The 307-nt window shown below is 42.3% G+C and carries 1 protein-coding gene; it reads left to right on the forward strand.

The window, feature by feature from the left end; genetic code table 11:
• Positions 1 to 307 (forward strand): hypothetical protein (locus ADH49_RS05685; RefSeq protein ID WP_048690593.1); only part of this gene is annotated, 307 nt, incomplete at both ends.

A 307-nucleotide genomic window follows, 5' to 3' on the forward strand; every position in this document is an offset into this window, starting at 1 on the left:
AGTAGCTCCAGATGGAACAGTTACATTCGTACCAGAAAAATCATTCATCGGAACAGGAACAGGTGTGACTGTTAAACGTGTAGATAAGAACGGTACACCAGCAACGGCTAAGTACACACCAACTGTAACTCCAGTAACTCCTACAGCTGAAGAAGTCACTTCAATTGATAAACAAGGCCAAACCCAAACAGGTAAACCTAAGTTTACAGAAGGTGATCCAGTAGTCCCAATGGATGATGATACACCAGCTACATTTGAAGATGGTTCAACGACTAAGACAATTCCAGGTGAAGGAACCTACACAGTA

The sequence above is a fragment of the Streptococcus sp. 400_SSPC genome (genome assembly GCF_001072745.1).
Classification (GTDB): domain Bacteria; phylum Bacillota; class Bacilli; order Lactobacillales; family Streptococcaceae; genus Streptococcus; species Streptococcus xiaochunlingii.